Source organism: Aquabacterium humicola (genome assembly GCF_030167915.1).
Lineage (GTDB): Bacteria > Pseudomonadota > Gammaproteobacteria > Burkholderiales > Burkholderiaceae_C > Pseudaquabacterium > Pseudaquabacterium humicola.
This window is the reverse complement of the sequence record NZ_JARGNB010000002.1, coordinates 492,000-513,522: the sequence shown is the minus strand read 5'-3', so window position 1 is coordinate 513,522 and position 21,523 is coordinate 492,000. Positions and strand designations below refer to the sequence as shown.

The window sequence follows — 21,523 nt, the reverse complement described above, 5'->3', positions numbered from 1 at the left end:
CTACGCAGCAGCCCGCCGGCCGGATGCGGCGGTCGCCGCCGCGGCAAACCCGCACCGGCAACGTCGCCGCGAATCCGGCGGACGGTTCGCGCCGTAGTCATCACACCACCGTGTTGTTCCCGCCGCCGATGACCTCGCTCGCCATCGCTTCCCCCGGCTTCGATGCTGGGCGCGCCCGGCCCCGTCTGGCAAGATGCCTGCCGGCCGTCCTGGCGCTCGCCTGGTGGGTCGGCCGCGCGACGATGCACCCTGCCCGCTCCGAACCGCTGCCCTTCGCGATCACCGCCGATGCCCCTGGCGCCGATGATCGCTGTGCCGCGCGCGCGGCGCGTGATGCCCGGCTGGCGGGCTGCCTGCAGGCCGCGGCCCAGGGCGATGCGCAGGCCTTCGAAGCCTTCTACGACGCGACCATCGGTTTTGCGCATGCCTTCGCGCGACGCCTGCTGCGCGAGGGCGACATCGACGACGTGGTCGCCGAGGCCTATTTCCAGGCCTGGCGCGAGGCGCCGCGCTTCGATGCCACGAAGGGCAGCCCGGTGACCTGGCTGCTGACCCGCGTGCACAGCCGCGCGATCGACCTGCGCCGCCAGCAGCGCCACGACGCCGCGCCGCCGCCGGCCGGCTCCGGCGGGGACGACGAGTTGCAGCAGCCGTCCGACCTGCCCGGTCCCGAGGACCTGCTGGCGCTGGCCGAAGCCGGCTCGCGGCTGTACCGCGCGCTGGCCACGCTGTCGCCGCAGGAGCGCTGGGTGCTGGGGCTGGCGTACTTCCGCGAGCTGTCGCACAGCGCCACCGCGCAGGCCACCGGCCTGCCGCTGGGCACCGTGAAATCGCTGCTGCTGCGGGCGCAGCAGAAGCTGCGCGCGCTGATGGGCGTGGCCAGCGAAACCGCGGGACAAGGATGATGGACGCGCACCGCTCGGTTCCCGACGACGACCTGCCGGCCGTGCTCGACGCCGAGCTCGTCGCGCTGCTGAACGACGCCGCATCGACGCCGCCCTCGCCGCTCGACCAGCTGAGCCTGCAGCGGGTGAAGCGCCGCGTGCTCGCGCGCATCGCCGACGAGCAGGCCGGGCGCCACCTGACGGTGCGCGCCGACGAGGGCGCCTGGCAGCCCTTCGGTCCCGGGCTGACGATCAAGGTGCTGCACGAGTCGGGCGGCGTCATGTCGTACCTCGTGCGGCTGGCGCCGGGCGCCGCGCTGCCGCCGCACCGGCACCCGGTCGACGAGGAATGCCTGGTGCTCGAAGGCACGCTGCGCATCGGCGACCTCGTCGTCGGCCCCGGCGGCTTCCACCTCGGCCGCCGCGACGTGCTGCACCGGCGGGTCGACAGCGAGACCGGCGCGCTGATCTACCTGCGCGGCGCGGTCCCGGACAGCACGCTGCTGATCTGAGGGGTCGGCGACCGCAAGCCGGCCCGCTGGATTTCTCGCCGTCGCGCCGCCGCATCTCGCGCCGCCCCGGCCCCTTTCGCGACATTCCCCGGCGTTTCGTCGCCGCCTTGCGGCGGCCGGCGCCGGCGCTTCGCAGACTGCGCGCACCTTCCACCGCCTCGACGAGGTTCGCGATGAACAACACCCGCCCTGCCCGCCCCCTGCGAAACCTGCCGGCGCTTGCCGCCACCCTGCTGATCGGCGCCGCGCTGCTCGGCCCCACCGCACCGGCCCAGGCCGCCGACACCGCCGCCTATGCCGCGGCGCTCACCGAGTTCCTGCGCGGCGCCGCCGACGGCGGTGACGCCGCGATCGATTCGGCCGCCGACCAGTTCGGCAGGCTGTCGGCGGCCGAACCGGGCGACCCGGTGCTGCGCGCCTATGCCGGCGCCTCGCTCGCGATGCGTGCGCGCACGACGATGCTGCCGTGGAAGAAGATGGGCTACGCCGAGGACGGCCTGGCGCAGATCGACAAGGCGCTGGCGCTGCTGACGCCCGCGCACGACGCGCCCGGCTACCGCGGCGTGCCGGCCAGCCTGGAGACGCGCTTCACCGCCGCCGGCACCTTCCTCGCGCTGCCGTCGATGTTCAACCGCAACGCGCGCGGCGCGAAGCTGCTCGACGAGGTCGCGAAGAGCCCGCTGCTCGACGGCGCGCCGCTGCCCTTCAAGGCCGCGGTGTGGCTGCGCGCCGGCCAGGAGGCGGCGAAGTCGCAGAACGCGGCCGAAGCGCGGCAGTGGCTCGAGAAGGTGGTCGCCAGCGGCGCGCCGCAGGCCGCGGCGGCGCAAGCCAAGCTGAAGGAGCTGTGATGGTCGCGGCGCTCACACTGCGCGGGGTCCACAAGACCTACCGCCTCGGCGCGCACGTGGTGCCGGCGCTGCAAGGCGTCGACCTCGACCTGCAGCCCGGCGAGATGCTCGCGCTGACCGGCCCGTCCGGCAGCGGCAAGAGCACGATCCTGAACCTCGCCGGGCTGATCGACACGCCCGACGACGGCCAGATCTGGCTGCGCGGCGAACCGGTGACGGCGCTGTCGACCACCGACGCGACGCTGCTGCGCCGCGACGCGATCGGCTTCGTCTTCCAGAGCTTCAACCTGGTGCCGGTGATGACGGTGGCCGAGAACGTCGACTACCCGCTGTTCATCGCCGGCGTGCCGGCGGCCGAGCGGCGCGAGCGCGTCGCGGCGATGCTGCGCGCGGTCGGCCTGCACGAGCACGCCCATCACCGTCCCGACGCACTGTCCGGCGGCCAGCGCCAGCGCGTGGCGATCGCCCGCGCGCTGGTCAAGCGCCCGGCGCTGGTGATCGCCGACGAGCCGACCGCCAGCCTCGATTCGCACACCGCCGACCAGGTGCTCGACCTGATGCGCGAGCAGGGCCATGCGCACGGCGCGGCCTTCCTCGTCGCGACGCACGACGCGCGGCTGCTCGGCCGCTGCGATCGCGCGATAGCCCTTCTGGACGGGAGGATCCAATGAGCTCTCAACGCATGGCGGCTGCACTGCCGCTCGGCACGGCGCACGGCAGCACGTTCTCCCTCTGGCCGTGGCTGAAGTTCGCGTGGCTCAATACGCTGCGCAACCGCCGCCGCTCGGCCGTCACGGTGACCATCGCCGCGCTCGGCACCGCGGCGATCCTGCTCGCCGGCGGCTTCGCGCTCTACACCTACGAGGGCCTTGCGCAGTCGTCGGCGCGCTCGACCGGCCACCTGGTGATCGCCAAACCCGAGCAGTTCACGAAGGACGAGGACACGCCGCTGCAGCACGGCCTCGACAACTTCGCCGCGATGAAGGCCAAGCTGCTGGTCGACGACCGCGTGCGCCAGGTGCTGCCGAAGATCGAGTTCTCCGGGCTGATCAGCAACGGCGACAAGTCCACCGTGATGATGGCCACCGGCATCGACCCGGACGCCGAGTTCGCGGTCAAGGGCCCGTTCCTGAAGGTGCTGCAGGGGCAGGTGCTGGCCAGCGGCGAGACCCTGCGCGTGATGCTGGGCGAAGGCCTGGCGCGCAGCCTGAAGGCCACGCCCGGCAGCAGCCTCACACTCTTGGCCAGCACCACCGACGGCGCGCTGAACGCGCTCGACGTCACCGTGGCCGGCATCTTCGCTACCGGCATCGCCGACGTCGACAAGCGCCTCGTCTACACCGACATCGCCACGGCGCAGAAGCTGCTGGTGACGCAGCGCGTGTCCAGCCTCGGCGTGTTCCTCGACCGCATGGAATCGACCGACCCGACGCAGTCGCGGTTGCGTGCGGTGCTGCCGGCGCTGCAGGTGCGCACCTGGATCGACGAGGCCAGCTTCTACCGCAGCGTCAAGGCGCTCTACAACCGCATCTTCGGTGCGCTCGGGCTGATCATCGGCGTGATCGTCGTCTTCGTCGTCACCAACGCGATGGCGATGGCGATCATCGAGCGCACGCGCGAGATCGGCACCTTGCGCGCGCTCGGCACGCTGCCGTCGCAGCTGGTGCGCAGCTTCGCGCTCGAAGGGCTGCTGCTCGGCGGCGCCGGCGCGCTGGTGGGCACCGCGATCGCGCTGGCCGTGGCGGTGGGTCTGCTGGTCTTCCCGGTGCAGATGCCGCCGCCGCCCGGCCGCAACGTCGGCTACCCGCTGCAGGTGGCGATCGACGCGCCGCTGTACCTCGGCACGCTGGCCGCGATGCTGCTGCTGGCCACGATCGCCTCGGCCCTGGTCGCGCGGCGCACGGTGAACAAGCCGGTCGTCGATGCGCTGGCGCATGTCTGAAGGAATTGCCATGAAGAAGCTGTTCACCGCGCTGGCGCTGGGTGTCGCGGCGCTCGCCGCGCAGGCGACGACCGACGTCACCGCGCTCCTGAAGTCCGCCGACCGGTATCGCGCCGGCAGCAACGACAACCTGCAGGTCGAGACCCAGGTCACCACCTTCAACCGCGACGGATCGCCCGACAAGGAGCGCCGCTACACGGTGTTCGCGCAGGCCGACCACAAGTCGCTGGTGCTGATGCGCTCGCCGGCCGAGGCCGGCCAGAAGGTGCTGATGCTCGGCGACGACTTCTGGCTGCTGCTGCCCGGCAGCCAGCGGCCGCTGCGCATCACGCCGTCGCAGAAGCTGCTGGGCGACGCCTCCACCGGCGACATCGCGACGCTCAGTTGGGCCGAGGACTACACCGGCACGCTGGTCGGCGAGGAGCAGTGCGAAAAGGAGAAGTGCACCCACCTCTCGCTGCAGGCCGCGCGCAAGGGCCTGACCTATGCCCGCATCGAGCTGTGGGTCGGCAGGGCGCGCGGCGAGCCGCTGAAGGCCGAGCTCTACGTGCAGTCCGACAAGCTCGCGAAGCTGGCCAGCTTCGTGATGGACAAACCCGGCGGCCAGGTCAGCGAGATGGTGCTGTCGGACAAGTTGAGCTCGCACAAGGAGACGCGCGTGCGCTACCTGTCGCGGCAGGCGAAGCAGGTGCCCGAGGCCTGGCTGAACCCGATGTTCCTGGCGCGCAATCCGGCGCTGGAGCAGTGATGCGTGCCACCCGGTTCAAGCGCCTCGTGCTCGGGGTGCTGGCGGCGGCCTGCGTCTCGCTCGGCGCGCAGGCGGCCGAAGGCGACGCGCCGACCGGCGAGCTGCGCCTGTCCTGGACCGATCGCGGCGCCGCCTCGCATGGCCCGCTGGCCGCGGCGAACGCGCTGCAGCCCGGCATCGCAGCGCCGGCGCCGTCGAGCCTGCTGCTGGAGGCCGAGCTGCGCCACACGCTGCGTGCCAGGCTCGGCAGCACGCCGCTGGCGCTCGCCGGCAACGCGTGGCTCGGCTACAGCCAAGCCGAAGGCCGGGCGTCCGACGGCAACGCGCGGGTCAACGAGCTGCACCTGTCGGCCGATTTCGGCGCCTGGCAGGCCAGTGCCGGCAAGAAGGTCATCGGCTGGGACGTCGGCCACGGCTTCCGGCCGAACGACGTCGTGCAGCAGGAGGCCCGCCGCACGCTGCTGTCCACCACGCCCGAGGGCCGGCCGCTGCTGCAGCTGGAGCACTTCGACGCCGACAGCGCGTGGACGCTGGTGTGGGTCAACCCGCAGCGCTGGAACGCCGACGACGCTGCGAGCCGCGGCGCCGCCGAGAGTGCGTTCGCGCTGCGCGCCTACCGCCGTCTCGGCGGCCTCGACGCCTTCGGCTTCGCGCGCCACGGCGCGCACACCGGCGCCAGTGCCGGCGCCGCGCTGGCCTGGGTCGCCACCGACGAGCTCGAGCTGCATGGCTCGGTAAGGGGGCTCGAGCGCCACGACGGCTGGCGCCTCGCGCCCGGCAGCGGTGGCGCGCTGGTCGGTGCGAACCCGTGGCAGCAAGCGACGCTGGGCCGCGCGTCGCAGTGGCTGCTCGGCGCCAGCTGGACCGGGGCGCAGCAGCAGGGGCTGCTGCTCGAGTACTGGCACGACGGCACGACGCTGTCCGATGCCGACTGGGACCGCTGGAACGGCCGCAGCGCCGCGCTGCGCCGCCTGCCCAGCCCGCCGGTGCCGACGGCCGCGAAGGCGGGCAACCTGGCCTGGCAGGCGGCGCCGCTCGATTCGCCGAACCTGCGCCGCGACAACCTGTTCGTGCGCCTGTCCTGGCAGCCGACGCCCTGGCAGTGGGCGCTCGATGCGCTGATCACGCCGGCCGATCGCGGCCGCCTGCTCACCGCCAGCCTGCAATGGCAGGGCGACCGCTGGCGCACCTACGCCGCGCTGCGTTTCGCCGGCGGGCCGCCGGACTCGCTGATCGCGCAGCTGCCGGTGCGGCGCAGCGTCGTGATCGCGGCCACGCGCGCGTTCTAGCGCGCGCACGGCCAGCCGCGCGTTCTAGCGCGCGCACGGCCAGCCGCGCGTTCCAGCGCGTGCACGGCCGGCCCGAGCGTTCTGACGTTTCGCGACACCAGCAGGCGTTTCGTCGCCGTGCGCTGGAGGCAGCGCCGTCCGGACCGCACCATGCCGCTCATCGAACTTCCACGGAGCCCCGCATGACCGCCTACCTCGTCGCCATCGTCAGCCGCACGCCGCTGTGGGTGTGGTTCCTGCTCGCCGCGCTGATCGCGCTGGGCCTGACGCAGATGCGCCAGCGCAGCGTGCCGCGGCAGCGGGTGATCCTGCTGCCGGTGGTGCTGACGGTGCTGTCGCTGGCCGGTGTCGCCAGCACCTTCGGGTTGCGCGCGGCGGTCGAAGGGCCGTGGCTCGCCGGCGGCCTGCTCGGCTTCGTGATCGCCCGCTTCGCGCTGCCGGCGCCGCGCGCGCAGGCCCAGGCCGACGGCCGCTTCCTCGTCGCCGGCAGCGCCTGGCCGCTGGCAATGATGATGGCGGTGTTCTTCGTGCGCTATGCGGTCAACGTGATGCTGGCGATCGCGCCGGCGCGGGCGCAGGACCTCGGCTTCGCGGCGATCGTCGCGCTGCTGTACGCGCTGCCGGCCGGGCTGATGGCCGGGCGCGCGCAGCGCATCCTCGCCACCGCCCGCAGCGGCGGCCCGGCGCTGGCCTGAGCGCCCGCTGGCCGACAATGCTGCCGATGTCGACGCCGCCGCTGCCGCCCCTGTCGCCGCCCTCGCCGGTCCGGCCGCCCCCGGCGGCACCCGATGGCGCGGCCGCGGTGGAGTGCTCCGAAGCGAAGCCCCGCTGGCGCGACCTGCTGCGCCACGGGCTGACGGTGGCGGCCATCAACCTCGTCGTCGGCCTGGTGCTCGGCTTCGTCGCCGGCGGCGACTACCTGCGGCAGATCCTCTTCTCCGAGTGCATCGGCCTGTCGTGCTGGCTGTGCATCGACTTCGGCCGCTTCCTGCTGCGGCCCGACACCGAGACCGGCTGGCCGCTGGGCTGGCGGCTGGTGCTCTTGATCACCGCCGGCACGATGGGCGGCTTCATCATCGGCCACGCGATCGGCGAGCTGCTGAACGGCGGCTCGCCCTTCGACACCTACCTGATGGGCCGCCGCAGCCTGGCTCGCGACATGGCGATCACCGCGACCATCGGCGCGCTGATCTCCGGCTTCTACTACCACCGCGGCAAGACGCAGTGGCAGCAGGCGCAGCTGCTGCGCGCCGAGCAGGACGCGACGCTGGCGCGGCTGGACATGCTGCGCTCGCAGCTCGAGCCGCACATGCTGTTCAATACGCTGGCCAACCTGCGCGTGCTGATCGGCATCGACCCGCCCGCGGCGCAGGCCATGCTCGACCGGCTGATCGCCTTCCTGCGCGCCTCGCTGAACGGCTCGCGCACCACCCAGCATGCGCTGTCCGCCGAGTTCGCGCGCCTGGCCGACTACCTCGCGCTGATGGCGATCCGCATGGGCCCGCGGCTGGAAACGCGCTTCGAGCTGCCGGACGAGCTGCGCGACGTGCCGGTGCCGGCGATGCTGCTGCAGCCGCTGGTCGAGAACGCCATCCGGCACGGGCTGGAACCGAAGGTCGGCGCCGGGCAGCTGGTGGTGTCGGCCCGCCGCGACGGCGACCGGCTGCTGCTGGCGGTGCGCGACACCGGCGTCGGCTTCAATGGCGGCGCGCCATCGCCCGGCGGCGGCTTCGGCACCGCGCATGTGCGCGAGCGCCTGGCCGCGCTGCACGGCGCCGCCGCGTCCTTCACGCTGGGCGCCGCCCCCGACGACGCGGGCGGCACGCTGGCCACCGTGTCGCTGCCGCTGAACCCTTGACACCATGACGACCTCCCTCACCGCGCTGATCGCCGAAGACGAACCGCTGCTGGCCGCCGGGCTGAAGGCCGAGCTGCAGCGCCTGTGGCCGGAGCTCGGCGTCGCCGGCATCGCCGGCGACGGCGTCAGCGCCGTCACGCAGGCGCTGGCGCTGCAGCCGACGGTCTGCTTCTTCGACATCCGCATGCCCGGCCAGACCGGCCTGGAAGCCGCGCAGGCGCTGGCCGAGGACTGGCCCGAGGGCGATGCGCCCTTCCCGCTGCTTGTCTTCGTCACCGCCTACGACCAGTACGCGCTGCAGGCCTTCGACGCGCAGGCGGTCGACTACCTGGTGAAGCCGGTGGAGCCGGCGCGGCTCGCGGCCTGCGTCGCGCGGCTGAAGAAGCGGCTGGACGACCGGGCGCCGGTGGTCGCGCGCGGCAACGGCAACGGCTTGGGCCAGCCGGGCGGCAACGGGTCCTCGCCGCTGGACCAGACCATGGAGCAGCTGCGCGCGCTGCTGTGCGCGCATGCCGCACCGGCCGCGCCGCGCCTGGACGTGATCCAGGCCAGCGTTGGCAACCTGGTGCACATGGTGCCGGTCGACGAGGTGCTTTACTTCGAGGCCGCCGACAAGTACATCCGCGTGATCACCGCCGACCGCGAGCACCTGATCCGGCTGTCGCTGCGCGAGCTGCTGCCGCAGCTGGACGCGCAGAAGTTCTGGCAGGTGCACCGCAGCCTCGTCGTGCGCGCGTCGGCGATCACCACCGCGCTGCGCGACGAGTCGGGCAAGGTCTTCCTGACCCTGCGCGGCCGGCCCGAGAAGCTGACCGCGAGCCGGCTCTACGCGCACCTGTTCAAGGGCATGTGAGCCGCGGCGCGGGCCACCACCCGGCCGCGCCTTTCGCGCGTCAGCTGTCCGCGGTCATCGCGCTGCCCAGGTAGGCGCGGATGTCGTCCAGCACCCGGCGCTCCTCGGCGCGGTAGGTCTCGAGCAGCTGCGCGCGGCGCGCGCCGGTCGCGAGGTCCGGCGCCAGCTCGATGCGGCGCGCGGCCGCCGCCATGGCTTCGGCGCCGATGGTGGTGGCGGTGGACACCTGCGAGTGCGCGATGGCCACCGCCGTCGCCAGGTCGCCCTGCGTCAGCGCGTGGGCCATCGCCGCGGCCGGCTCGGCATGGCCCTCGACATAACGGCCGAGGATGCGCTCGTACAGCTCGCGCCGTCCCATGCAGCGCCGCAGGCCGAGCTCGAAGGACACGCCGGCGGCCGGCGGCGGACCGTCGTGCGCGCCCGCGTCCGGCGCCGGTGCCGGCGCCGGCCCGTCCGGCAGCCAGCGCTGCAGCGTCGCGAACAAGGCTGCCGGGTCGAAGGGCTTGCTGAGGTGGTCGTTCATGCCGGCGGCCAGGCACTTCTCCCGGTCGCCCTGCATGGCGTGCGCGGTCATCGCGATGACGGGCAACCGGGCCCAGGCCGGTTTCTCGCGGATCAGGCGCGTCGCGCGGTAGCCGTCCATCACCGGCATCTGCACGTCCATCAGCACCAGGTCGACCGGCACCTCGGCCAGGCGCTGCAGCGCCTGCTCCCCGTTGGTGGCGAGCACCACCTGCATGCCGGCGACGTCGCCGAGCAGCTCGGCGGCGACGATCTGGTTGAACTCGTTGTCCTCGACCAGCAGCACGCGCCGGCCCCGCAGTGCCGCCGGCGCTTCGGCCGGCGCGCTGGTGGCGGCTGGGGCCAGCGCGGCCTGACGCCCGAGCGCGATGCTCATCGCGTCCTGCAGGGTGGACGCGCTGAGCGGCTTGGTCAGGCAGCCGGCCAGCTGCTGGTCGGCGGCCCAGCGCACCAGGTCCTCGTCGCCGTAGGCCGTCACCAGGATCACCGCAGGCGCCTGCAGCGAGCGGTCCGAGCGCATCTGCCGCACCACCTCGCGGCCGTCGATGCCGGGCATCTTCCAGTCCAGCAGCAGCAGGTCGTAGGGCGGGCGCGCGCGGCGCAGCTCGGCCAGTGCCGCCTCGCCGCCGGACACCAGCACCGGCCTGTGGCCCAGGCCGGTCAGCAGGCCCTGGAACACCTCGCGGGCGTTGGCGCTGTCGTCGCAGACCAGGATGCGCAGGTCGACCGCCGGCGGCGGCGTGCCGGCGGCGGGCGCCTCGACGGCCGGCTCCGCCACGCGGCCGAACGGCAGCGTGAAGTGGAAGTCGCTGCCCTTGCCGGGCTGGCTGCGCACGCCGATCTCGCCGCCCATCAGGGTGACCAGCTGCCGGCAGATCGCCAGCCCGAGGCCGGTGCCGCCGTGGCGCCGCGTCACCGACGCATCCAGCTGGTTGAAGGGCTGGAACAGCGCCGCGACCTGGGCCTCGGTCATGCCGACGCCGCTGTCGCGCACCGAGAAGCGCAGCACCACGCGATCGCCGTCGTCGCGCAGCGCGCGCACCGTGACGACCACGATCTCGCCGTCGTCGGTGAACTTCACCGCGTTGCTGCACAGGTTCACCAGCACCTGCTCCAGCCGCAGCGCATCGCCGACCAGCCGCGCCGGCACGTCGGGCGCGGTGTTCATCAGCAGTTCCAGGCCGCGCTCGTGGGCGCGCAGCCCGACGACGGCGGTGACGCGGTCGAACACCGACTGCAGCGGGAACTCCAGCGCCTCGACCTGCAGCTTGCCGGCCTCGATCTTGGAAAAGTCGAGGATGTCGTTGATCAGGCTCAGCAGCGACAGCGCGGCCTGCCGCGTCTTCGTCAGGTAGCCGTGCTGCCGCGGGCTCAGCTCGGTGCGCAGCGCGAGGTCGGTCATGCCCAGCACCGCGTTCATCGGCGTGCGGATCTCGTGGCTCATGTTGGCCAGGAAGTCCGCCTTCGCGCGCGCGGCGGCCTGCGCGGCGTCGCGCGCCTCGGCCAGCTCGCGCGTTCGCTCGGCCACCTTCGCCTCGAGCGAGTCGTTGGCCTGCGCCAGCCGCTGCGTGGCCGCCAGCAGCTCGACGCGCATCGCCTCCTGCGCGCGGGCCAGCGTGTCGATCTCGAGCCACGGCGCCCGCACGGCGACCGGCTCGTCGAGCTCGAGCCGGCCGAAACGCTCGCTCTGGCGCGCGAGCTGCGCCAGCGGATCGGCAAAGCGCCGCGCCAGCCGCACCGCGACACCCCAGGCGAGCAGCAGCGTCGAGGCGACGATGGCCGCCAGCACCAGCAGCGTCGTGGTGCCGCCGGGCGTGAAGTCGCTCGCCGGGGCCATCGTCGCCAGCCAGAAGACCTGGCCGCCGAAGCGGGCGGGTTCGATGCGCCCCAGCCAGCGGTCGCCGGCCGCGTCGAAACGCAGCAGTTCGCCCTCGCGGGCGCCGCCGTCGCGCCAGCGTTTCAGGCCTTCGCTCAAGGGCGCCAGGTTCAGCGCCTCGGCGGGTTTCAGCACCGCCTGCCGCACGGCCGCCTCGTCGGCCAGCGCGGCCGTGCGCGGCAGGCCCAGCACCTGGCCGTCGCGCGTCAGCACCGCGACGAAGCCGTGGCTGCCAGCGACGATCTCGCGCGTCGCGCGCGACAGGTCGCGCAGCTTCATGTCGCTGGTCATCACCCGGCGCTCGCCGTCGGCGCCGGTCCAGCGCACGACGACCGACAGCCCCGGCTCGCCGGAGGAGCGGAAGACGTAGGGCGCGCTCCAGAACACCGCGTCGTCGTCGGCCAGCGCCATGCCGCCCTGGAACCACGGGCGGCCGCGGGCGTCGTAGTCGGACGCGCGCCATTCGTCCTTCAACAGCTGCTGGCGGTCGTCCCAGGTGAAGAAGCGCGCGCGGCCCGCATGCTGGCCCGGATCGGTCAGGCGGTTAAGCCAGGTGCCGTCGTCCTGCCGCAGCAGCAGCATCTCGCGGCCGGATTCACGGGCCACCACCATCGACGACAGGTGGGGACCGTGCCGCAGCAGCGGTGCCAGCAGGGCGTTCAGCGCACGCGCATCGGTTTCGTCGATCAGGCCGCGGCGGCCCCAGTCGCGGTTCTGGCGCACGACCGCCTCGACCCGCTGCACCAGCGTGCGCAGGTCGGCCTCGACACGCCCGGAGGCGATGCGCAGCTGCGCGGTGGCCAGGTCGTCCGCATACGGCAGGACGATGAAGACATGGACGGCGGCGAGGAAGGCCACGAGCGTGGCGAGCACCGCCAGGAACGCCGCTGCGACAAGACTGCGGCGAAGCGGGCGCTTGGCCGCCGCAAGGGTGCTGTCCATTGTCGGTCTGTGCCTCCCTGATGCACGCGCGATGATGCCACGCGAGACGCCGCGCACGGGCCGCGCATCTGACGCGCATCAAGCGCGGGTGCGATGCCGGATGGAGGCGGCGGCCGACCCGCCGCACCCGGGCCTCGAAACCGTGCCGCACCGCTGGCGGCGACCCGACTCCTAGAATCCTCTCCTTTGCCTGCCGCGGCCGGATCGACTGGCCGCCAAGCCACGATGTCCGCTCCGAAGCCCACCGACGCGCCCAAGCCCAGCAACTTCCTGCGCCAGATCATCGAGCGCGAGCTCGCCGAGGGCGCCTACGCGGGCCGACAGTGGGGCGGCACGCCGGGCGATGCGGCGCACCATGCGGCCGGCAGCGCCGACCCGGCCAAGGTGCGGCTGCGCTTCCCGCCCGAGCCCAACGGCTACCTGCACGTCGGCCACGCGAAGAGCATCTGCCTGAACTTCGGCCTCGCGCGCGACTACGGCGGCGTCTGCCACCTGCGCTTCGACGACACCAACCCGGAGAAGGAAGAGCAGGAGTACGTCGACGCCATCGTCGAGATGGTGCACTGGCTGGGCTGGAGCTGGGACGTCAACAACACCAGCCACCTCTACTACGCCAGCAACTACTTCGACTTCATGTACCGCGCCGCCGAGGCGCTGATCGGCGCCGGCCTCGCCTACGTCGACGAGCAGAGCGCCGAGGAGATGCGCGCGAACCGCGGCGACTTCACGACGCCCGGCCGGAACAGCCCGTGGCGCGATCGCAGCCGCGAAGACAACCTCGCGCGTTTTCGCGAGATGCGCGACGGCAAGCACCCCGACGGCGCGATGGTGCTGCGCGCGAGGATCGACATGGCCTCGCCGAACATCAACCTGCGCGACCCGGCGCTCTACCGCATCAAGCGCGCGCACCACCACAACACCGGCGACAAGTGGTGCATCTACCCGATGTACACCTACGCGCACCCGATCGAGGACGCGCTCGAGAACATCACGCACAGCATCTGCACGCTGGAGTTCGAGGACCAGCGCCCGTTCTACGACTGGCTGCTGAACGCGCTGGCCGACCAGGGCCTGCTGCAGCGCCCGCTGCCGAAGCAGCACGAGTTCGGGCGGCTCAACCTGACCTACGTGATCACCAGCAAGCGCAAGCTGAAGGCGCTGGTCGACGAGAAGATCGTCGAGGGCTGGGACGACCCGCGCATGCCCACGCTCGCCGGCATGCGCCGCCGCGGCTACACGCCGGCGTCGATCCGCAGGATGGCCGAGGACACCGGCGCGTCGAAGACCAACATCTGGGTCGACTACAGCGTGCTCGACATCGCGCTGCGCGACGACCTCGAAGGCCAGGCGCCGCGGGCGATGGCCGTCATCGATCCGCTGAAGCTGAAGCTGACCAACTGGGCCGAGCTCTTCGGCGCCGACCATCGCGAGCCCTGCCACGCGCCGGCGCATCCGCAACGGCCCGATCTCGGCGAGCGCCGCTTCTCGCTCGGCCCCGAGGTGTGGATCGAGCGCGACGACTTCGCCGAGGTGCCGCCCAAGGGCTTCTTCCGGCTCTATCCGCCGCAGGCGCAGCCTGACGGCAGCGCGTCCCCGGGCAACAAGGTGCGCCTGAAATACGGCATGGTCGTCGAGTGCACCGGCTGCGAGAAGGACGCCGACGGCCGCATCACCGCGGTGCTGGCGACGGTGGTGCCCGACACCAAGAGCGGCACGCCGGGCGCCGATGCGGTGAAGGTCAAGGGCACGATCACCTGGATCGGCGTGCACGACGCGGTGCCGGCGACGATCAACCTCTACGACCGCCTGTTCAGCGAAGCCCAGCCCGATGCCGGTGACCGCGATTTCCGCGACGCGCTGAACCCGCAGAGCAAGACCGTCGTGTCCGGCTTCGTCGAACCGTCGCTGGCCGCCGTGCCGCCCGAGCAGCGCTACCAGTTCGAGCGCCACGGCTACTTCATCGCCGACCGCAAGCAGCACCAGCCGGACGCGCCGGTGTTCAACCGCATCACCGGCCTGAAGGACAGCTGGGGCAAATAGGCGCCGCGGCGGCGGACACCGAAGCGCGGGACGACCGGCTCAGCGCGCGGATTCGTCCAGCAGCAACTGCAGGATCGCCTGCTCGCGGCGCCGCAGCAGCAGGCATTCACGAACCGCGACGGCGGCGAGCGCCAGGGCCGCGCAGGCGGCGGCGGACACCGCGATCGGCGCGGCGCCGCCGAACCCGGCGGCCCAGCCAACCACCGCGCCCGACGCGAAACAGCCGAGCGAGCCCCACGCCGCGCCATGACCGCTGCTGGCACGCAGGCGGGCGATGGCTTCCGATCGATCCTTCGCGCGTCGCGCGGGCACCTCGCGGTGTGCAGCGCCGGCGGTGAGCGAGGAATGGTTCATGGCGACCCTTGTGGCCCGGCGGCGGCCCGCCGTGGCCTGCGAAGTGGTGAGTGCCGCCAGACTAGGACGCGCCGGGCCGGTCGTCATCCCCCGACATGCAGGCCGTCCGGAAACGCCTGCTTGCAGTCCGCGGGCACGCCGGCGCGTCAGCCGCGCGCGCGCCACCAGTCGCGGGTCTCGAACCAGCTGTAGGTGGCCTGCGCAGCGGCCAGGCCGAGTGGCCCCCAGGTGCGCGCGAGGCCATAACGGCCGAAAGACTCGGGGATGGGCCGGCCTTCGGCGATCGCCGCGGCGAGCAGCTCGCCGGCCACCGTGGTCGGCGCGACGCCGTGGCCGCCGAAGCTGATCGCGTGCCAGGCGCCGGCGCAGGGGCCGTCGGCGAGGCGCCCGATCTGCGGCATCTTGTGGCGCGCGTAGCTCATCAGCCCGCTCCACGCGAAGTCGACCTTCAGGCCAGCCAGCGACGGGTAGACACGCAGCAGGTCGGCCTTCAGGAAACGCGCGACATCGCCAGGCCGGCGGTCGCGGATGTTGATGCGGCCGCCCCACAGCAGCCGGGTGTCGGGCAGCACGCGGTAGTAGTCGAAGGCGAAGCGCGTGTCGTAGATCGCCGCCGGGCTCGGGATCAGCCGATCGCGGCGCGCGCCCAGCGGCTCGGTGACCATCACGTAGGTGGCGATCGGCAGCATCGCCGCCTCGAGCGCCGGCACCAGCCCGCGCAGGTAGCCGCCGCCGGCGATCACCAGCTCGCGCGCATGCACCTCGCCGGCGCCGGTGCGCACAACCCAGCCCGCACCGCGGCGCTCGACCGAGCGCACCGCCGACTGCTCGTGCACGCGCCCGCCGCCGGCGACTATCGCCTGCGCCAGTCCGAGCGCGTACTTCAGCGGATGGAAGTGGAACGCATCGGGCTCCAGCAGCGCGCCGAAATAGCGGTCCGAGCGCACGTGCGTGGCCTCGAGCTCGGACTTGCCGATCAGCCGCCATTCGACGCCGAAGGCCTCGTGCATCAGCCGCTGCAGCCGGGTCAGCATCGCGGGCTCGTCGAACCAGTTGACGAGCAGCGCGCCGCCTTCGACCTTGTCGCAGGCGATGCCGTGCGCATCGATGCGGCGCCGGATGGTGCCGAGCGCATCGCGCGTCAGCGCATACGCGGCGCGCGCGCGCTCGGGGCCCAGCTGCGCCAGCAGGTCGGCGTTGTCCAGGCTGTAGCCGCCGAAGACGAAGCCGCCGTTGCGGCCGGATGCGCCGTGGCCGACGCGCTCGCCTTCGAGCACCACGACGTCGCGCTGGCCGCGTTCGATCAGGCCGATCGCGGTGCCCAGGCCGGCGAAGCCGGCGCCGACGATGCAGGTGTGGGTGTCGATGCGGCCGGCCAGCGGCTGCGGCGTCGCCCGCTCGCCGGCGGTCGCCTCGTAGTAGCTGAGGTTCGGCAGGGTGCTCATCCCTGCAACCACTCGCGGAAGGCCCGCGCCCGCTCCTGGCTGACGAGCACCTCGCCGTCGGCGGCGGGCTGCAGTTCCAGCTTCAGCTGGCCCTTGCCGTGCGGCCGGAAGCTCTTCACCGCGTCCAGCTGCACCAGCGTCTGGCGGTTGGCGCGGAAGAAGCGGCGCGGGTCGAGCGCGGCTTCGAGCTCGGCGAGGGTCTCGTCGGCCAGCAGCCGCTCGCCGGCGTGCGTCAGCACGAAGCTCAGCTTGTCGACCGACGTGCACCACGCGATGTCCTCGCAGCGCACGCTGGCGAAGGCCGCGCCCTTGCGCAGCACCAGGCGCTGGCGATGCGCCGTGCGCGGCTGCAACGCATCGCGCAGGCCCGCGAGATTGCCGGCGAAGTGCCGGCCCAGCGATTCGTAACGCGCCATCGACGCGGCCAGCGCGGCATCGGCGACGGGCTTGAGCAGGTAGTCGATCGCGTTGCAGCGAAAGGCCTCGAGCACGAAGGCGTCGTGCGCCGTCGTGAAGATCACCGGCGCGGCCGGCGCGCTCTCGGGCTCGTCGAACAGCGCCAGCGACAGGCCGTCGCCGAGCTGGATGTCCAGCAGCAGCAGGTCCGGCGCCGGATGCTCGGCCAGCCAGCGACGCGCCGCCTGCACGGTGCCCACCGCGCCCACCACCTCGGCCTGCGGCGCGACCCGCTGCAGGGCCTCGACCAGCCGCGCCAGCGCGGGCGGTTCGTCCTCGGCGATGACGATGCGCAACGGTCTCATGTCAGAAGTGGTACCTCGACCGCGAAGGCCTGCACGCCGTCGTCGATGCGCAGCCCGCGTCCGGCGACCAGCTTGCAGCGCTCGTCGAGGTTGGCGAGCCCCACGCCCGCCGACGGCAGGCCGCCCTCGCGCGGCCGGCGCGCATTGTGCACGCGCAGGGCCGGCTCATCGGCGGCACCGCACGGCGCCATCGTGATGCGCAGCGGCGCGTCGGCGGCCACCGCGTTGTGCTTGACCGCGTTCTCGACCAGCACCTGCAGCGCCAGCGGCACGACGGCGAGTCGTTCGGTGCCGAGCGCCGCCGGCGCGTCCAGCTGCACCGCGCCGGCGCCGAAGCGCAGCTCGAGCAGCCGCACGTACTGGCGCACGAAGGCCAGCTCGTCGGCCAGCGGCACCAGCGTGCGGCGGCCGTTGGCCAGCACGTAGCGGTAGACCTCGGCCAGGCAGTCGCAGAACTCGCGCGCGGCGCGCGCGTCGTGGCCGATCAGGTGGCCCAGCGTGTTCAGCCCGTTGAACAGGAAGTGCGGGTCGACCTGCGCCTTCAGCGCCGCCAGCTCGGCTTCGCTGCGCGCACGCGCCAGCCGCGCGAGCTGCAGCGCATCGGATTCGCGCTCGCGGATCAGGAACAGCGTCTCGTATGCGTGCGTCACGAAGATCACGCAGATCACGTTGGTCAGCGCGACGATGCGCACGACCGGCCAGTCCACCGGCGCTCCGATCGCCGTGTACCAGCCGGCCAGCCAGGCGACGGTCAGCGGCGCGGTGTACAGCGTGCAGGCCGCCACCAGCATCGACAGCTTGGCGAAGGGCTGCGAGAACCAGTCCCAGTGCTCGCGCTGCTTGAACAGCAGCCAGCGGTTGCCCCACCAGATGCAGAACGCGAGGCCGACGAAGCCCGCCGTGCCGGCCCAGAAGCGCCCCTGGTCCGGCGTGATGCCCGGGCCCTCGAGCTGCAGCAGCCCGGAGAACAGCGGGATCGTCAGGCCGAAGGCGGGGATGCCGACGGCCATCAGCGGGCGGTCGTCGAAGCGGGCCCCCCGCGCCGGCTTAGGCGCATCGGCCTCCGTCACCGGTTTCGGCGCGCCGGCCTCCGTCACCGGCTTCGGCGCCGCGATCTCCGGGTTCAGCGCCATGCGGTCCGGTTTCGGTGAAGCGGCGCTGGCGGCTTGGCCCCGCCGGCGGCACGCTGCGCGGCACTCACGATCCTCGAGGAGACCATCGCATGGAACCGCTGCACCTGAACCCCCTGGCCATCGCCGCCGCCGCGGCGCTGTCCTTCCTGATCGGCGGCGTCTGGTATTCGCCGATCCTGTTCGCCAAGCGCTGGCAGCGCGAGTCCGGCCTGTCCGACGACCAGCTGAAGAACGCCAACATGGCGAAGATCTTCGGCCTCGCGTTCCTGTGCTCGCTGGTGATGGCGGCCAACCTCGCGGCCTTCCTCGGCGCGAAGGCGACCGTCGGCTTCGGCCTGGCCGCCGGTGCGGCCACCGGCATCGGCTGGGTCGCGATGTGCTTCGCGATCAACGACCTCTTCGAGCGCCGCTCGGGCACGCTGTGGCTGATCAACAGCGGCTACCACGTGCTCTCGCTGACGCTGATGGGCGGGCTGCTGGCCTGGTGGAAGTAGGGCGCAGCGGCCGGCTCGACGGTCTCGGCCGCGTCGGCCACGCCCTCGCGCAGCAACGCGAACAGGCCGGCCTCGAACAGCGGGGCCTCGTTGACCGTGCGCAGCGCGTCGTAGATCGCCTGCGCCTGCGGGTAGCGCCGGCGCAGCAGGTTCAGCCACTGCTTCACGCGGCCGGCCCGGTGCCGCGGGCTGACATGGCCGGCGATCACCCGCCAGTAGTGCTGCAGCAGCGGCCGCACCACGTCCCATCCCAGCGGCGGCTCGTCCGGCGCACGGATCGCCAGCGCCAGCCCCGGGTCGGCCACGATGCCGCGGCCGAGCATCAGCGCCTCGCAGCCGGATTCGGCGCGGCAGCGGCGCGCGTCGGCCACGGTCCAGATCTCGCCGTTGGCGATCACCGGCACGGCCACCGCCTCGCGGATGCGCGCGATCGAATCCCAGAACGCCGGCGGCTTGTAGCCCTGCAGCTTGGTGCGCCCGTGCACCACGATCTCCTCGGCGCCGCCATCGGCCAGCGCCTGCGCGCATTCGAGCATCCGCCCGTCGGTGACATTGCCCAGGCGCATCTTGGCCGACACCGGCATGCCGGCCGGCACCGCGCGGCGCACCGCGGCGACGATGTGATGCACCAGCTCCGGCTCGTCCAGCAGCACCGCGCCGCCGCGGTGACGGTTCACCGTCTTCGCCGGGCAGCCGAAGTTCAGGTCGATGCCCGCCGGGCCCAGCGCCGCCAGCGCCGCGGCGTTGTCGGCCAGGCAGGCCGGGTCGGAACCCAGCAGTTGCCCGCGCACCGGCACGCCCGCCGGCGTGCGGCCACCGTTCAGCAGCTCGGGCATCACGCGGATGAAGACGCGGTCCGGCAGCAGCTGGTCGGTGACACGGATGAACTCCGAGACGCAGCGGTCGATGCCGCCGGCGCGCGTCAGCACGTCGCGCAGGCTGAAGTCGAGCAGCCCTTCCATCGGGGCGAGTAAAAGCATGCGTGGATTGTCGCGGCAGACAATCTCGCCCATGAAGACGAACGCCCTCCCCCCCGACGACGCCGTGATCGCCGCCACGCGCGCCTGGCTCGAACAGGCGGTGATCGGCCTCAACCTGTGCCCGTTCGCGAAGGCGGTGCACGTGAAGGGCCAGGTGCGCTACGTCGTCAGCGCGGCCGAGGACGTCGAGACCTTGCAGGCCGAGCTGATCGAGCAGCTGCGGGCGCTGGCGCTGGCCGACCCGGCCGAGGTCGACACGACCTTGCTGATCCACCCGCTGCTGCTGCAGGACTTCGAGGACTTCAACCAGTTCCTCGGCCTCGCGGAAGAGACGGTCGACGCGCTGGGCCTCGAGGGCGTGCTGCAGGTCGCGAGCTTCCACCCGCGCTTCCAGTTCGCCGACACGGAGCCGGACGACATCACGAACGCGACCAACCGCGCGCCCTACCCGATCCTGCACCTGCTGCGTGAAGAGAGCATCGACCGCGCGGTCGAGGCCTTCCCCGAGGCCGAATCGATCTACGAGGCCAACATCGAGACCATGCGGCGGCTGGGGCCCGAGGGCTGGGCAGCGCTGGAGAAGCGCTGGACCGATCCGGACGCGATCAGCGGCGCGGATGCAGCCGCAGCGGCACCTCGCTCGGGTTCATCGTGAAGGTGAAGACCTCGCGCACGCGCTCGATCGCCGGCAGCGCCTCGAGGCGGAAGTTGCGCGCGACCATGCTGGTGATCATCTTCGCCTCGACCAGCGCCAGGTAGCGGCCCGGGCAGAAGCGCGGGCCGCCGCCGAAGGGCAGCATCTTGCGGTTCGGCTCGCTGGTGACGTCGGTCTGGCCGGCCCAGCGCTCGGGGCGGAACTCGAACGGCTCGGGAAAGCGCGCCGGGTCCAGCGCGGCCAGGCGCGTCAGCATGAAGATGCGGGTGCCGGGCGGCACGCGCACGCCGCCGACCTCGCGTTCGACCGGCGTTTCCACCGCCTGCACCGGTGCCGCCGGCTTCAGGCGCAGCGTCTCGTGGATCACCGCCTCGGTCAGCGGCAATTGATCCAGCAGCGCCGCATCGGACAGCACCATCTCGTCGCGCAGCACCGCGTCGCACTCGTCGGCCAGCGCCTGGGCGACCTCCGGGTGCTGCGCCAGCAGCAGCAGCAGCCAGGACAGCGTATTCGACGTGGTGTCCTCGCCGGCGAAGACCATCGTCAGCGCATTGCCGATCACCGCCTCGTCGTCGACGCCGCTGTCGGGCTCGTCGCGCGCCACCAGCATCGCCTGCAGCAGGTTGGCCGGCCGCGCGCGCAGCGACGGGTCGGCCTCGAGCTCGGCGCGGGCGCGCGCGATCAGGCCCTGCATCGTCGCGCGCACGCGCGCGGTCGCGGCATCGGCCTCGCGGTCGACCGGCAGCTTGAACACCGTCCAGTAGTCGACCAGCGCACGCAGCCGCGCGCCGACGCGCTGGAACAGGAAGTGGATGTCGCGCTGCAGCGGGTTGTCCAGGTGCTCCAGCGTATTGATGTCCTCGCCCATCGCCAGCGCGACGGTGACGTCCAGCGTCAGCGCCTTCAGGTCGCGCGCGATGTCGACCTCCACGCCGTTCGCCGCGGCGGCCTGCCAGCGCTGAGCGAGGCGAAGCACCAGCCGGTGCAGCGTCGGGTGGAACTTGCGGATCACCTCCGGCGTCAGCGCCCGCGTCACCAGCTTGCGCTGCGCACGCCAGGCCTCGCCTTCGGCGGTGAACAGGCCGCTGGAGCCGTTCGCGCCGTCGAGCAGCCTCGACAGGCGCGAGCTGCGGCGCAGCGCACCCGGCCGGTCGCGCATCAGGCCCGGCATCAGCGCCGGATCGGCGATCACCAGGCCAGGGGTGCGGCCGAACTGGAAGCGGTACATCGGGCCCCAGGTCGCGACGCCATGCTCCAGCGTGCGGTGGAAGGCGGTCTTGTCGACCTGGTGCAGGTTGCCGATCACCGGCAGCGGGCGGGGACCCGGCAGTTCGCGCCAGGCAAGCAGCGTGGTCGGGCTGGCGATCGATTCCATGGCGGGCCCCTC

The 21,523-nt window shown here is 72.7% G+C and carries 20 protein-coding genes; 13 read left to right on the top strand and 7 right to left on the bottom strand.

Annotated elements, in window-relative coordinates:
- The first annotated feature begins 128 nt into the window (after positions 1-128).
- From P1K89_RS12630 to P1K89_RS12585, 10 genes are all read left to right on the top strand, one after another.
- Positions 129-905 (top strand): RNA polymerase sigma factor, encoded by a 777-nt coding sequence (locus P1K89_RS12630; RefSeq protein ID WP_284616804.1) that lies wholly within the window; start codon positions 129-131, stop codon positions 903-905.
- The gene (locus P1K89_RS12625; protein WP_284616803.1) at positions 905-1,396 is read left to right on the top strand and encodes a cupin domain-containing protein; all 492 of its coding nucleotides are present in this window, start codon (positions 905-907) and stop codon (positions 1,394-1,396) included. Before P1K89_RS12630 ends, P1K89_RS12625 begins: the two co-directional genes overlap by 1 nt.
- A gap of 173 nt (positions 1,397-1,569) precedes the next feature.
- Entirely contained in the window at positions 1,570-2,244 is a 675-nt protein-coding gene (locus P1K89_RS12620; RefSeq protein ID WP_284616802.1) for a hypothetical protein, read from the top strand.
- Positions 2,244-2,915: an ABC transporter ATP-binding protein gene (locus P1K89_RS12615; RefSeq protein ID WP_284616801.1), complete on the top strand. Its 672-nt coding sequence runs from the start codon at positions 2,244-2,246 to the stop codon at positions 2,913-2,915. The genes P1K89_RS12620 and P1K89_RS12615 overlap by 1 nt, the downstream gene beginning before the upstream one ends.
- The gene (locus P1K89_RS12610; RefSeq protein ID WP_284616800.1) at positions 2,912-4,186 is read left to right on the top strand and encodes an ABC transporter permease; all 1,275 of its coding nucleotides are present in this window, start codon (positions 2,912-2,914) and stop codon (positions 4,184-4,186) included. Before P1K89_RS12615 ends, P1K89_RS12610 begins: the two co-directional genes overlap by 4 nt.
- A gap of 10 nt (positions 4,187-4,196) precedes the next feature.
- A complete protein-coding gene (locus P1K89_RS12605) occupies positions 4,197-4,934 on the top strand; it encodes an outer membrane lipoprotein-sorting protein (RefSeq protein ID WP_284616799.1) in 738 nt (245 codons plus the stop codon).
- Positions 4,934-6,223 carry a hypothetical protein gene (locus P1K89_RS12600; RefSeq protein ID WP_284616798.1) on the top strand — a complete coding sequence of 430 codons (1,290 nt, stop codon included), beginning with the start codon at positions 4,934-4,936 and terminating at the stop codon, positions 6,221-6,223. The genes P1K89_RS12605 and P1K89_RS12600 overlap by 1 nt, the downstream gene beginning before the upstream one ends.
- A gap of 182 nt (positions 6,224-6,405) precedes the next feature.
- Positions 6,406-6,918 (top strand): DUF6622 family protein, encoded by a 513-nt coding sequence (locus tag P1K89_RS12595; RefSeq protein ID WP_284616797.1) that lies wholly within the window; start codon positions 6,406-6,408, stop codon positions 6,916-6,918.
- A 26-nt stretch (positions 6,919-6,944) separates the two neighbouring features.
- Complete coding sequence (locus P1K89_RS12590) at positions 6,945-8,081, top strand: sensor histidine kinase (RefSeq protein ID WP_284616796.1); 1,137 nt, start codon at positions 6,945-6,947, stop codon at positions 8,079-8,081.
- A gap of 4 nt (positions 8,082-8,085) precedes the next feature.
- A complete protein-coding gene (locus tag P1K89_RS12585; RefSeq protein WP_284616795.1) occupies positions 8,086-8,934 on the top strand; it encodes a LytR/AlgR family response regulator transcription factor in 849 nt (282 codons plus the stop codon).
- 40 nt (positions 8,935-8,974) lie between these two features.
- Here P1K89_RS12585 and P1K89_RS12580 read toward each other — a convergent pair whose 3' ends face one another.
- Positions 8,975-12,274 (bottom strand): hybrid sensor histidine kinase/response regulator, encoded by a 3,300-nt coding sequence (locus tag P1K89_RS12580; RefSeq protein WP_284616794.1) that lies wholly within the window; start codon positions 12,272-12,274, stop codon positions 8,975-8,977.
- A gap of 225 nt (positions 12,275-12,499) precedes the next feature.
- Here P1K89_RS12580 and P1K89_RS12575 point away from each other — a divergent pair, with 225 nt between their 5' ends.
- The gene (locus P1K89_RS12575; protein WP_284616793.1) at positions 12,500-14,314 is read left to right on the top strand and encodes a glutamine--tRNA ligase/YqeY domain fusion protein; all 1,815 of its coding nucleotides are present in this window, start codon (positions 12,500-12,502) and stop codon (positions 14,312-14,314) included.
- Between the two features lie 39 nt (positions 14,315-14,353).
- Here P1K89_RS12575 and P1K89_RS12570 read toward each other — a convergent pair whose 3' ends face one another.
- Genes P1K89_RS12570 through P1K89_RS12555 form a run of 4 tightly spaced genes read right to left on the bottom strand, consistent with a single transcriptional unit; the run spans position 14,354 to position 18,007 of the window.
- Complete coding sequence (locus tag P1K89_RS12570) at positions 14,354-14,755, bottom strand: hypothetical protein (protein WP_284616792.1); 402 nt, start codon at positions 14,753-14,755, stop codon at positions 14,354-14,356.
- Positions 14,756-14,814: 59 nt separating this feature from the next.
- Entirely contained in the window at positions 14,815-16,113 is a 1,299-nt protein-coding gene (locus P1K89_RS12565) for an NAD(P)/FAD-dependent oxidoreductase (RefSeq protein WP_284616791.1), read from the bottom strand.
- Positions 16,110-16,874, bottom strand: coding sequence for a LytR/AlgR family response regulator transcription factor (locus P1K89_RS12560; RefSeq protein WP_284616790.1), 765 nt, complete (start codon positions 16,872-16,874; stop codon positions 16,110-16,112). Before P1K89_RS12560 ends, P1K89_RS12565 begins: the two co-directional genes overlap by 4 nt.
- Positions 16,871-18,007: a sensor histidine kinase gene (locus P1K89_RS12555; RefSeq protein ID WP_284616789.1), complete on the bottom strand. Its 1,137-nt coding sequence runs from the start codon at positions 18,005-18,007 to the stop codon at positions 16,871-16,873. The genes P1K89_RS12560 and P1K89_RS12555 overlap by 4 nt, the downstream gene beginning before the upstream one ends.
- A gap of 89 nt (positions 18,008-18,096) precedes the next feature.
- Between P1K89_RS12555 and P1K89_RS12550 the strand changes: the two genes are divergently transcribed.
- A complete protein-coding gene (locus tag P1K89_RS12550; protein WP_284616788.1) occupies positions 18,097-18,501 on the top strand; it encodes a DUF1761 domain-containing protein in 405 nt (134 codons plus the stop codon).
- On the opposite strand, the gene P1K89_RS12545 is transcribed toward P1K89_RS12550, so the two are convergent.
- On the bottom strand, positions 18,447-19,481 hold the full coding sequence (locus tag P1K89_RS12545) for a tRNA dihydrouridine synthase (protein WP_284616787.1): 1,035 nt from the start codon (positions 19,479-19,481) through the stop codon (positions 18,447-18,449). The genes P1K89_RS12550 and P1K89_RS12545 overlap by 55 nt on opposite strands.
- A gap of 31 nt (positions 19,482-19,512) precedes the next feature.
- Between P1K89_RS12545 and P1K89_RS12540 the strand changes: the two genes are divergently transcribed.
- Complete coding sequence (locus tag P1K89_RS12540; protein WP_284616786.1) at positions 19,513-20,136, top strand: DUF1415 domain-containing protein; 624 nt, start codon at positions 19,513-19,515, stop codon at positions 20,134-20,136.
- On the opposite strand, the gene P1K89_RS12535 is transcribed toward P1K89_RS12540, so the two are convergent.
- The gene (locus tag P1K89_RS12535; protein ID WP_284616785.1) at positions 20,087-21,511 is read right to left on the bottom strand and encodes a cytochrome P450; all 1,425 of its coding nucleotides are present in this window, start codon (positions 21,509-21,511) and stop codon (positions 20,087-20,089) included. The two genes, P1K89_RS12540 and P1K89_RS12535, sit on opposite strands and share 50 nt — an antisense overlap.
- Positions 21,512-21,523 lie beyond the last annotated feature (12 nt).

Excerpts from the sequence above, each read along its gene's own strand:
- P1K89_RS12550 (WP_284616788.1), top strand. The coding sequence starts at position 18,097 with ATGGAACCGCTGCACCTGAACCCCCTGGCCATCGCCGCCGCCGCGGCG.
- P1K89_RS12605 (WP_284616799.1), top strand. The coding sequence starts at position 4,197 with ATGAAGAAGCTGTTCACCGCGCTGGCGCTGGGTGTCGCGGCGCTCGCC.
- P1K89_RS12585 (WP_284616795.1), top strand. The coding sequence starts at position 8,086 with ATGACGACCTCCCTCACCGCGCTGATCGCCGAAGACGAACCGCTGCTG.
- P1K89_RS12615 (WP_284616801.1), top strand. The coding sequence starts at position 2,244 with ATGGTCGCGGCGCTCACACTGCGCGGGGTCCACAAGACCTACCGCCTC.
- P1K89_RS12620 (WP_284616802.1), top strand. The coding sequence starts at position 1,570 with ATGAACAACACCCGCCCTGCCCGCCCCCTGCGAAACCTGCCGGCGCTT.
- P1K89_RS12580 (WP_284616794.1), bottom strand. The coding sequence starts at position 12,274 with ATGGACAGCACCCTTGCGGCGGCCAAGCGCCCGCTTCGCCGCAGTCTT.
- P1K89_RS12595 (WP_284616797.1), top strand. The coding sequence starts at position 6,406 with ATGACCGCCTACCTCGTCGCCATCGTCAGCCGCACGCCGCTGTGGGTG.
- P1K89_RS12540 (WP_284616786.1), top strand. The coding sequence starts at position 19,513 with ATGAAGACGAACGCCCTCCCCCCCGACGACGCCGTGATCGCCGCCACG.
- P1K89_RS12625 (WP_284616803.1), top strand. The coding sequence starts at position 905 with ATGGACGCGCACCGCTCGGTTCCCGACGACGACCTGCCGGCCGTGCTC.
- P1K89_RS12600 (WP_284616798.1), top strand. The coding sequence starts at position 4,934 with ATGCGTGCCACCCGGTTCAAGCGCCTCGTGCTCGGGGTGCTGGCGGCG.
- P1K89_RS12630 (WP_284616804.1), top strand. The coding sequence starts at position 129 with ATGACCTCGCTCGCCATCGCTTCCCCCGGCTTCGATGCTGGGCGCGCC.
- P1K89_RS12610 (WP_284616800.1), top strand. The coding sequence starts at position 2,912 with ATGAGCTCTCAACGCATGGCGGCTGCACTGCCGCTCGGCACGGCGCAC.
- P1K89_RS12555 (WP_284616789.1), bottom strand. The coding sequence starts at position 18,007 with ATGGCGCTGAACCCGGAGATCGCGGCGCCGAAGCCGGTGACGGAGGCC.
- P1K89_RS12570 (WP_284616792.1), bottom strand. The coding sequence starts at position 14,755 with ATGACGACCGGCCCGGCGCGTCCTAGTCTGGCGGCACTCACCACTTCG.
- P1K89_RS12535 (WP_284616785.1), bottom strand. The coding sequence starts at position 21,511 with ATGGAATCGATCGCCAGCCCGACCACGCTGCTTGCCTGGCGCGAACTG.
- P1K89_RS12575 (WP_284616793.1), top strand. The coding sequence starts at position 12,500 with ATGTCCGCTCCGAAGCCCACCGACGCGCCCAAGCCCAGCAACTTCCTG.
- P1K89_RS12565 (WP_284616791.1), bottom strand. The coding sequence starts at position 16,113 with ATGAGCACCCTGCCGAACCTCAGCTACTACGAGGCGACCGCCGGCGAG.
- P1K89_RS12590 (WP_284616796.1), top strand. The coding sequence starts at position 6,945 with ATGTCGACGCCGCCGCTGCCGCCCCTGTCGCCGCCCTCGCCGGTCCGG.
- P1K89_RS12560 (WP_284616790.1), bottom strand. The coding sequence starts at position 16,874 with ATGAGACCGTTGCGCATCGTCATCGCCGAGGACGAACCGCCCGCGCTG.
- P1K89_RS12545 (WP_284616787.1), bottom strand. The coding sequence starts at position 19,481 with ATGCTTTTACTCGCCCCGATGGAAGGGCTGCTCGACTTCAGCCTGCGC.